The sequence below is a fragment of the Luteitalea sp. genome (assembly GCF_044337415.1).
Taxonomy (GTDB): domain Bacteria; phylum Acidobacteriota; class Vicinamibacteria; order Vicinamibacterales; family Vicinamibacteraceae; genus Luteitalea.
Genome location: NZ_JBIINP010000038.1, coordinates 21,900 through 31,363, shown reverse-complemented (window position 1 = coordinate 31,363; position 9,464 = coordinate 21,900). Strand labels below are relative to the sequence as shown.

Sequence of the window (9,464 nt, the reverse complement as noted above, 5' to 3'; positions counted from 1 at the left end):
GCGCGCCGATCCCGTAGTCGCGCTGGTCGGCCTTGAAGCCGAGCTTCTCGTTGGCCTCGACGGTGTCGAGCCCCTGGTCCTGCAGGGCGTACGCGCGGATCTTGTTCGCGAGGCCGATGCCGCGGCCTTCCTGGTTGAGGTACAGCAGCACCCCACGGCCCTCGGCGGCGATACGTTGCATGGCCGTGTCGAGTTGCGCGCCGCAGTCGCAGCGGGCGGAGTGGAACACGTCGCCCGTCAGGCAGCTCGAGTGGACGCGCACCATGACATCGGTGCCGTCGCCGATCTCGCCGCGCACCAGCGCGATGTGCGTCTCGCCGCCCATCGGGCTGTCGAACGCGTGCACCGCGAAGTCGCCGTACTCGGTCGGCAGGCTGGCCGTGGCCACCGGCTGCACGAGCCGCTCGTGCCGCATCCGGTAGCGCACCAGGTCGGCGATGGTGATGAGCAGCAGCCCGTGCTTCTTCGCGAACTTGGCCAACTCGGGGACGCGCGCCATCTCGCCGTCCTTGCGCATCACCTCACAAATCACGCCGGCCGGCGCGAGCCCCGCGGCGCGCGCCAAATCGACGGCGGCCTCGGTGTGGCCGGTACGCACCAGCACGCCGCCCGACTTGGCCCGCAGCGGGATGATGTGGCCGGGTCGCGCCAGGTCCGACGGCCGCGTGTCCGCCGCGATCGCGGTCCGGATCGTCGTCGCGCGATCGGGCGCCGAGATGCCGGTCGACGTGTTGACCTTGGCCTCGATCCCCACGCACATCGCCGTGCCGAGGCGCGACGAGTTCTCCTGCACCTGCAGCGGGACCTCGAGTTCGTCCAGCCGCTCGGGCGTCATCGCCAGGCAGATCCACCCGCGGCCGTGCGTGGCCATGAAGTTGATGGCCTCGGGCGTGACGTGCTCGGCCGCCATCGTGAGGTCGCCCTCGTTCTCGCGGTCCTCGTCGTCCACCACGATGACCATGCGGCCCGCGCGGAACGCGGCGATGGCCTCGTCGATGGTGGCGAACGGACCACGAGCGGCACTCTTGGCGATGCGGAGATCTGCAGGGGTCATGCGCGGGTGGTTCCCAGCGACAGGCTGCGCAGGACGTACTTGCCCACCATGTCGCATTCGAGGTTCACGGTCGTTCCCGGCCCGGCATGCCGCAGGGTCGTGGCCGTCCAGGTGTGCGGGATGATCTGCACGTCGAACGTGCGGTCGGCCAGCGCCGCGACGGTGAGGCTGATCCCGTCGACGGCCACCGAGCCCTTTTCGATGAAGTATGCGGCCAGCGCCGGCGGGTACGAAATGCGCACCCGGTAGAACTCCCCCTCGGGCGTCACCGACTCCACCTGCCCGGTGCCATCGACATGGCCCTGCACGAAGTGACCGCCGAGGCGGCTCCCCACCGCCAGCGGACGCTCGAGGTTCACGAAGCCCCCTGGGCGCAGCGTGCCCAGCGAGGTCACCCGCAAGGTTTCCGGCGAGACGTCGGCGCTCCAGGTGTCGGCCGTCAGCGCGACCACCGTCAGGCACACGCCGTTGGTAGCCACGCTGTCGCCGAGCGCGAGCTGGGGGGCGAGGTCGGTTTCGATCGTGACGCGCTGGCCCCCGGCCACGGGGTCCAGTCCGCGCACGCGGCCGGTGGCTTCAATCAGTCCGGTGAACATCGGCTTCCCGAAGGACGTCGCGCCCGAGGGGCACGGTCCGAGGCGCCCACCCGTTGAGCCAGGCAGGCACCTCCCAGCGTACGGCATCGGGGCCGAGGACGCGATCACAGACGAGTTCGCTCACGCGATCCACGACGCCTGCCTGCCAGAACGCGGCGTGCAGCGTCGGCCCCCCTTCCACGAGCAGCGCATGGACTCCGCGCAGAAGGAGCGCGCCCAGGCCCCCGGCAATGGAACCGTCGGTGCCCAGTACCTCGACACCGCGCGCGCGCAGCACTTCGGCCCGCGGAGCCGCAGCGGCCGACTGGCTGGCGAGCACCACGACTGGGCCCTCGGCCACGGAACGCGCCAGCGCCGACGTCGGCGAGAGTGTCGCGTGGCGGTCGAACACGACGCGGGTGAGCGGACGCGGACGGTACACGTCGCGTGCGGTCAGGACCGGGTCGTCGACGACGGCCGTACGGGCGCCGACGGCAATCGCATCGACCTGCCCACGCAGGCGCTGCGTCCACCGCGCCGCGTCAGGGCCGCTGAGCGCCGTCCGCTCCCCCACACGCGCGGCGACACCGCCGTCGAGGCTCATGGCGACCTTCAGGTGCACCCACGGCCGCCCCTGCTCCACCACCGTGAAGAACGGCGCGTTCTGCCGGCGCGCGTCGGCACGCCCGACGCCGACGGTCACGTCGATGCCACGTTCACGCAGGTACGCCAGGCCCCGGCCTGAGACCTGGGGAAACGGATCGCCCGTGGCGACGACCACGCGACGAACGCCGGCTTCGGCCACGGCCACGCAGCAGGGCCCGGTGCGCCCCGTGTGGCTGCAAGGTTCGAGTGTGCAGTACAGCGTCGTCCCCGCCGCGCGGCTGCCCGCCTGCTGCAGCGCGACGATCTCCGCGTGAGGGCCGCCCGCCTTCTGGTGATGGCCCACGGCCACGACCACGCCGTCGTCATCGACGAGGACCGCGCCGACCAGGGGATTCGGGGTGGTGGTGGCCCGCCCGCGCTCGGCGTGCCAGAGGGCGCGGGCCATGAATCGTCCGTCTTCGGGGCGGATCGCGCCCTCGACGTGCCGCAGGTCTACCACGACTGTTCGAACAACGCGTCCACGTACTCGCGCGGGTCGAACGGCACGAGGTCGTCGATCTGCTCGCCGGTGCCGACGAAGCGGATGGGCAACCGCAGGTCCTGGGCAATCGCCACCGCGACGCCGCCCTTGGCGGTGCCATCGAGCTTGGTGAGGATGATGCCGTTGACGCCCGACACCTTCATGAACTCGCGCGCCTGCGTCACGCCGTTCTGCCCGACGGTGGCGTCGAGCACGAGCAGCACCTCGTGCGGCGCACCCTCGACCTCGCGCGCCGCGACGCGCTTGATCTTGTCGAGCTCGTTCATCAGGTTGACGCGGGTGTGCAGCCGCCCCGCCGTGTCCACGAGCACCGGGTCGAGCCCGCGCGCCTTCGCCGACGCGATCGCATCGAACACGACCGCGGCCGGATCGGAGTTGGGCTGGGCACGCACGAAGCCGACCTCGGCGCGCCTGGTCCAGATCTCGAGCTGCTCGACCGCCGCGGCGCGGAACGTGTCGGCGGCGCAGACCAGCGGCTTCTGCCCCTGCTGCTTGAGGAGGTTGGCCAGCTTGCCGATCGACGTCGTCTTCCCCGTGCCGTTGACGCCGACGATGAGCACCACGCGGGGGTGCCCGCCCGTCGCAACGGGAGGCGCCGCGCCCTCGAGGATGGTCAGGATCTCCTGCCGCACGAGGGGCAACAGGTCGTCGCCGCGCCGGGCCTTGCGGCGCACGCTCTCGACGATGCGATCGGTCGCCGCGACGCCGACGTCACACGTGATGAGCGCTTCCTCCAGGGCATCGATCGACTCGATGCGCCGCCCGCGTGCCTCGGCCGTGGCCGTCGTCGACGACGGGGCGGGCGCCGCGTCGAACGCGCCGAACAGCTGTTCCTTGGTCTTCTGGAGACTCGACTTCAGGCGGTCGAAAAAGCTCACAGGACCAGTGTAACAACCCGACGGCAGTCGGTAGTCGGCAGTCGGCAGTCGTTCGGCCTTCGGCGTTCGGCGTTCAGCGTTCGACGTTCGACGTTCGGCGTTCCCTACGCCCGTTCCTGCTTCTGCGGGCGGAGCATCAGCGCCTCGGTGGCTGCCATGGGGTGCGTGCGGCCGGCCAGCACGTGGGCCATCTGCTCGGCAATCGGCAATTCGACGCCGCGCGCGGCGCCCAGGGCGAGGATGCCCTCGGCGGTGTTGACGCCCTCGGCCACCATGCGCATCCCGCCCAGGATGTCGGCCAGGCTGCGTCCGCGGCCGAGCTCGATGCCGAGGTGATGGTTCCGGCTCGCCGCGCCCGTGCAGGTCAGCACGAGGTCACCGAGACCGCTGAGCCCCGCGAGCGTCTCCTGCCGCCCACCGAGCGCCACGGCGAGGCGGGTCATCTCGGCCAGGCCACGCGTCACGAGCCCGGCCATCGCGTTGTGGCCAAGCCCGAGGCCCTCGACGACGCCGGCGGCAATCGCGATGACGTTCTTGTAGGCGCCGCCGATCTCGACGCCGACGACATCGTCGGTGGCGTAGAGACGGAAGAAGCGGCCCCGGAACTCCTCCTGCACATGGAGGCTGGCATCGGCATCGGTGGCGGCCGACACGACGGCCGTCGGGAGTTCCCGCGCCACCTCCTCGGCGAAGCTCGGCCCCGACAGCACCACCACCGGACACCCCGGGGGCAGTTCCTGCGCGAGGACCTCGGACATCCGCAGCCACGTGCCCCGCTCGAGGCCCTTCGTCGCGCTGACGACGATCGTCCCGGGACGGATGGCCGGCGCCAGCGCCTTGAGCATCGCGCGCGTGCCGTGCGATGGCACGGCCCACACGATCATCGAGGCACCGCCGACGGCATCAGCGGCGTCGTGCGTCGGCAACACGCCATCGGGCAGGCGCAGTCCCGGCAGGTACTCCGCGTTCTCGCGTGCGGCGGCCATGCGCGCGGCCATCGCGGCGTCGCGCGCGCAGAGCGGCACCACGTGTCCCACACGTGCCAGATGCATCGCCAGCGCCGTGCCCCAGGAGCCGGCGCCCACCACGGAGGTCGTCACAGTCGCTGCCCCAATCGTCGCTCGGTGCCAAGCCAGAGGCGCCGCATGTTGCTCCGATGGCGGAACGCCACGAACGCCGACGCCGCGCACGCGCCGCCAATCACGACCCGCGACGCGCCGAACCAGGCGGCAAGCGGCGGCAACGCCAGGATCGCGCTCAGCGACCCGAGCGACACCAACCGCGAGACCGCCACCACCGCCACGAAGATCGCCGCCGCGATGCCGGTGGCCGCGGGCGTGAGCACCGCGAAGGCGCCCGCGGTGGTCGCCAGGCCCTTACCGCCGCGGAAGCCGAGCCACGGCGGGTAGACATGCCCGAGCATCGCCGCGAGGCCGGCACAGACCATCAACGAAGGCTGCCGCGTCAACGCCTCCGCCACCCACACCGCGAGCCCACCCTTGCCGGCATCGAGCGCGAGGGCCGTGACCGCCGTCGCCGGCGACGACACGCGCAGCACGTTGGTCGCGCCGACGTTGCCCGAGCCCACCGTCCGCAGGTCGACGCCGCGGCGACGCGTCAGAAGGTACGGAAACGGAATCGATCCGAGCAGGAACCCGATGGCGACGACGAGCGCGAAGTCGGCGGGACGCATCAGGGGTCCGTCAGGAGAGGATCAGCGCGCCTCGCCGATCGGGTCCAATCCCGTCAGCGCGAGGCGCAGCATGTCGAGCGCCGCCGAGACCGATTGCTGTCGCACCACGGCGCGATCGCCCACGAACCGCGCCTGACGGCAAGCGGCGAGCCGCGGCGTCTCGATGGCGATGAACACCGTGCCCACCGGCTTGGCCTCGGTGCCGCCGTCCGGACCGGCGATGCCGGTGATGCCGATGCCGACTTCGGTCCCGCACCGCGCGCGCGCGCCGGCGGCGAGCGCCCGCGCCACGGGCTCGCTCACCGCGCCGTGCTCGGCGATCAGTGCCGCCGGTACGCCGGCCAGCGCCGTCTTGAGCGCGTTGCTGTACGTGATCAGCCCGCCATCGAGCCAGGCCGAACTGCCAGGCACGTCGGTGATGCGCGCGCCGAGCATGCCGCCGGTGCACGACTCGGCCACCGCCACGCGCCACCCGGCCTCACGCAGCAGTCGCCCGGCCAGTTCCTCCAGGCTCTCGTCGCGCGTGGTGTAGACGGCCGGCCCGAGGGCGTCCGCCGCGGCGCCGATCGCCGTCTCGAGCGCGGTGACCGCCGACGCCTCGTCCTCGCCCCGCACGAACAGGTGCAACTCGATGCGCCCGAGCGCCGCGAGGATCGTCGCGTCGATCGGCGGATCCTGGGCGCGCCACTCGGCATACAGCGGCTGCAGCGTGGACTCCACCGCCGACTCGCTCCGCCCGGCGACCTTCAATCCGCGACTGCGGGTGCGGGCGCGGCCAACGCGGGTGGCCAGCGGTCCCTCGACCAGTCCTTCCAGCATCGGCCCCATCTCGCGGGGCGGCCCCGGCAGCAGTGCGATCGCCTGTGCGCCGAGATCGATCCACTGCCCCGGCGCGGTGCCGTTGGGGTTGTCGAGGCGCAGCGCGCCCTCGATGAGGAGCGCCTGCCGCCGGTTGATGGCAGGCATCGGGATCGCCCGCCTGGCGAACCGGGCCTCGATGCGCGCGAGTTGCTCGGCATCCTCGTGCATCGACCGTCCGAGTGCGGACGCCACCGCCTGGCGCGTGAGGTCGTCGTCGGTCGGGCCGAGTCCGCCGGTGAGCACGACCAGATCGGCGCGCTGCAGGGCGGTCCGCACAGCCAGTTCGAGGTGCCCGGCGTGGTCGCCGACCACGCTCCGCGCCACGACATCGATGCCCAGCGTGGCGAGGCGCGCGGCGATCTGCCCGGAGTTGGTGTCGACACGCCCGAGCGCGAGCAGTTCGCTCCCGACCGCGATCGTCTCGGCGCGGGCGAAGGGCGCCCCGCTCATGCCAGCATCCAGCCCGGAGCGATCCAGGCGAGCGCCTGCACGCACGCGTACGAATAGATGGCCGCCATGAGGTCGTCGCTCATCACGCCCCACCCGCCCGGCAACGCCTCGAGGCGATCGCACGGCGGCGGCTTGATCACGTCGAACACCCGGAACAGCACGAAGCCGACGAGCGCTCCGGTCGCCGACACGGGCACGCAGGCCAGCGTGACGAGCATGCCGAGCACCTCGTCGATCACCACGGGACCGGGATCGATGTGGCCGAAGTGCGACTCGGCCGCCGTCGCCGCCCAGACGCCGGCGAAGTACACGATCGCGATGGCCACCAGGTCGATCCACAGCCCGCCGACGGCCGGCGCCGCCGCGCGGACCGCGACGAACACTGCGAGGCCGGCGAGCGAGCCGAACGTGCCTGGTGCGAACGGCACGTAGCCGACGCCGAGGGCCGTCGCGACGGCCAGGGACACACGGGAAGACACGATGGGTGGACTCCTAGGCAGCCGGCCCCACGCGGGTGCCGGCCAGGCGGTCGTGAGCGCCGCGTCGCTCGGGATCGAGGAACAGCGGCAGCAAGCCGAGGCCGAGGGGGACGGCACACAGCACCAGGGCCACGCCGCGCACCACCGCGTGACCGAAGGGGACCCGCGTATGGTCGTGGTACGTCACGCGCAGGTTCGTGAGCATCTTGCCGATCGTCTGCCCCGAGGCGGCGACGAACGTCACCTGGTACGCGACGTCGAGCAGGAACAGGAACCCGCCCAGGGGCACCAGCGGGATCAACCGCCACTCCTCGAGGGACACGCCCGCGACACGCAGCGTGAGCCACACCACGATGAGGTCGATGCCAATCAGGATCGCGGCGTCGATCGCACCGGCCCGCATCCGTGGCCCCAGTCCATCGCCCTCGACATCGACCGGTCCCGCCGCCGGGACGTCGGCAGCGGTCGTGCGGACAGGCGATTCGATCGTCGGCTCGTCGGGCCAGTCGAAGGCGGGCGACGACGGGATGATGGGCTCGTCGGTCTCGACGGGCATCGGCTCGACGCGGGCGGGCGTGCGCGTCGGCTCGAGCGTGCGGCGCACCGCGAGCGGTGGGCCCGCCGGCGGAATCGCCACCGGCGGTGGCTCCGGCACCGGCGATTCCTCGAACAGCGGCAGGTCGAGGGCGCCGTCGGGCGCCGAGGGATCGAGCGCGAGCGGACGCCGGCGCCGCGAGGGCTCCCACGCACGCGTGCTCCGCGGCGGGCCCTCGGGCGTGACCGGGTCGGGTTCACGCGGCGCGCTCGCGAGCGAGAAGTCGTAGCCGCAGTTGCGGCACCGCTCCACGTCGTCGTAGCTCAGGTAACTGCACTTCGGACAGCGCATCGATCAATCAATCCGTCAGGCGCGTGGTCATACCACGTTGGGCGTCTCGAGCGCCACCGGACCCTCGCGCGATTCGCGCCGGGCCGGCACGATCCCGAAGGCCTTCATCTTGCGGTAGAGGTTGCTGCGCTCGACCCCGAGGATCTCGGCCGTGCGCGACATGTTGCCCTGCTGCGCCGCCAACGTGCGCACGATGTAGTCGCGCTCGAAGCGCTCGCGGGCCTCGTGCAACGGCAGCGATGGCCCAGCCGCCACCTCCGGCACGCCATCGACGACCTGCACGCCCTGCAGGAACGTGAGGTGCACGGGCTCGACGATCTCGCCCGGCACCATGATCAGCAGGCGTTCGACGACGTTGCGCAGCTCCCGCACGTTGCCCGGCCACGCATAGCGACGCAGCACGTCCATCGCCTCCGGCGCGATCTGCCGCGGCCGGCGGCCGTGCTCGCGCGAGAGTTCCTGCATGAAGTGCGCGATGAGCCGCGGGATGTCCTCCTCGCGCTCGCGCAGCGGCGGCACGAAGATGGGGATCACGTTGAGGCGGAAGAACAGGTCCTCGCGGAAGCGGCCGGCGCGAATCTCCGCCGTCAGGTCCTTGTTCGTCGCGGCGAGCACCCGCACGTCGACCTTCACGCTGTCGTGCCCACCCACCGGATCCACGACCTGCTCCTGGAGCACGCGCAGCACCTTGGCCTGCGTCTTCAGGGTCATGTCGGCGACCTCGTCGAGGAAGATCGTGCCCTCGTCGGCCAGCTCGAAACGTCCGCGACGATCGGACACCGCCCCGGTGAACGCGCCGCGCACGTGCCCGAACAGCTCGCTCTCGATCAGTTCCTCGGGGATGGCCGCGCAGTTGACCTCGACGAACGGGCCGCTCCGTCGCCGACTGAGCGCGTGGATGCTGCGCGCCACCAGTTCCTTGCCGGTGCCGTTCTCGCCGAAGATGAGCACGCGCCCGTTGGTCGGCGCCGCCATGGCGATCTGCTCGCGCAGCGACCGCATCACGTAGCTCTCGCCCACCATCACGAACCGGCGATCGACGTGCTCGCGCAGCGCCCGGTTCTCTTCCTCGAGCTGTCGCTGCCGCAGCGCGTTGCGCACCACGTGCAGCGTCTTGTCGATCGAGAGGGGCTTCTCCACGAAGTCGAACGCGCCCATCTTCACGGCGCGCACGGCCGACTCGATGTTGCCGTGCCCCGAAATCACCACGACCGCTGCGTCCACGTGCCGGTCGCGCAGCCGCGACAGCGTCACCAGGCCGTCGATGCCGGGCAGCCACACGTCGAGCAGGATCACGTCGAAGTGCCGGCCGGGCGCGATCTCGAGGCACGCCTCGCCGCTCGGCACGGCCTCGACCTCGAAGCCCTCGTCGCGGAGCACGCCCGAGAGGGCCGACCGCACGCCGGCTTCGTCGTCGACGATGAGGACGCTGGGACGCATG

The 9,464-nt window shown here is 71.7% G+C and carries 10 protein-coding genes; all 10 read right to left on the bottom strand.

Annotated features, from left to right (window positions below; all coding sequences use genetic code 11):
• Positions 1-1,054, bottom strand: a 1,054-nt coding sequence (gene ribB / locus ACIRDX_RS08775; RefSeq protein WP_396625035.1) for a 3,4-dihydroxy-2-butanone-4-phosphate synthase, incomplete at its 3' end; no start/stop codon positions are given.
• Entirely contained in the window at positions 1,051-1,650 is a 600-nt protein-coding gene (locus tag ACIRDX_RS08770) for a riboflavin synthase (protein ID WP_396625034.1), read from the bottom strand. The genes ACIRDX_RS08770 and ribB, both read right to left, overlap by 4 nt.
• Entirely contained in the window at positions 1,631-2,680 is a 1,050-nt protein-coding gene (ribD, locus tag ACIRDX_RS08765; protein WP_396625033.1) for a bifunctional diaminohydroxyphosphoribosylaminopyrimidine deaminase/5-amino-6-(5-phosphoribosylamino)uracil reductase RibD, read from the bottom strand. The genes ACIRDX_RS08770 and ribD overlap by 20 nt, the downstream gene beginning before the upstream one ends.
• A 47-nt stretch (positions 2,681-2,727) precedes the next feature.
• On the bottom strand, positions 2,728-3,654 hold the full coding sequence (gene ftsY / locus ACIRDX_RS08760; RefSeq protein ID WP_396625032.1) for a signal recognition particle-docking protein FtsY: 927 nt from the start codon (positions 3,652-3,654) through the stop codon (positions 2,728-2,730).
• Positions 3,655-3,758: 104 nt separating this feature from the next.
• Positions 3,759-4,754 (bottom strand): NAD(P)H-dependent glycerol-3-phosphate dehydrogenase, encoded by a 996-nt coding sequence (locus ACIRDX_RS08755; protein WP_396625031.1) that lies wholly within the window; start codon positions 4,752-4,754, stop codon positions 3,759-3,761.
• On the bottom strand, positions 4,751-5,347 hold the full coding sequence (plsY, locus tag ACIRDX_RS08750; RefSeq protein WP_396625030.1) for a glycerol-3-phosphate 1-O-acyltransferase PlsY: 597 nt from the start codon (positions 5,345-5,347) through the stop codon (positions 4,751-4,753). Before plsY ends, ACIRDX_RS08755 begins: the two co-directional genes overlap by 4 nt.
• Positions 5,348-5,368: 21 nt before the next feature.
• Positions 5,369-6,658: a competence/damage-inducible protein A gene (locus ACIRDX_RS08745; protein WP_396625029.1), complete on the bottom strand. Its 1,290-nt coding sequence runs from the start codon at positions 6,656-6,658 to the stop codon at positions 5,369-5,371.
• Positions 6,655-7,137, bottom strand: a complete 483-nt coding sequence (locus ACIRDX_RS08740) for a phosphatidylglycerophosphatase A (protein WP_396625028.1) — start codon at positions 7,135-7,137, stop codon at positions 6,655-6,657. Before ACIRDX_RS08740 ends, ACIRDX_RS08745 begins: the two co-directional genes overlap by 4 nt.
• 13 nt (positions 7,138-7,150) lie before the next feature.
• Positions 7,151-8,023 (bottom strand): RDD family protein, encoded by an 873-nt coding sequence (locus tag ACIRDX_RS08735; RefSeq protein WP_396625027.1) that lies wholly within the window; start codon positions 8,021-8,023, stop codon positions 7,151-7,153.
• Positions 8,024-8,050: 27 nt separating this feature from the next.
• Entirely contained in the window at positions 8,051-9,463 is a 1,413-nt protein-coding gene (locus tag ACIRDX_RS08730; protein WP_396625026.1) for a sigma-54-dependent transcriptional regulator, read from the bottom strand.
• Position 9,464 lies beyond the last annotated feature (1 nt).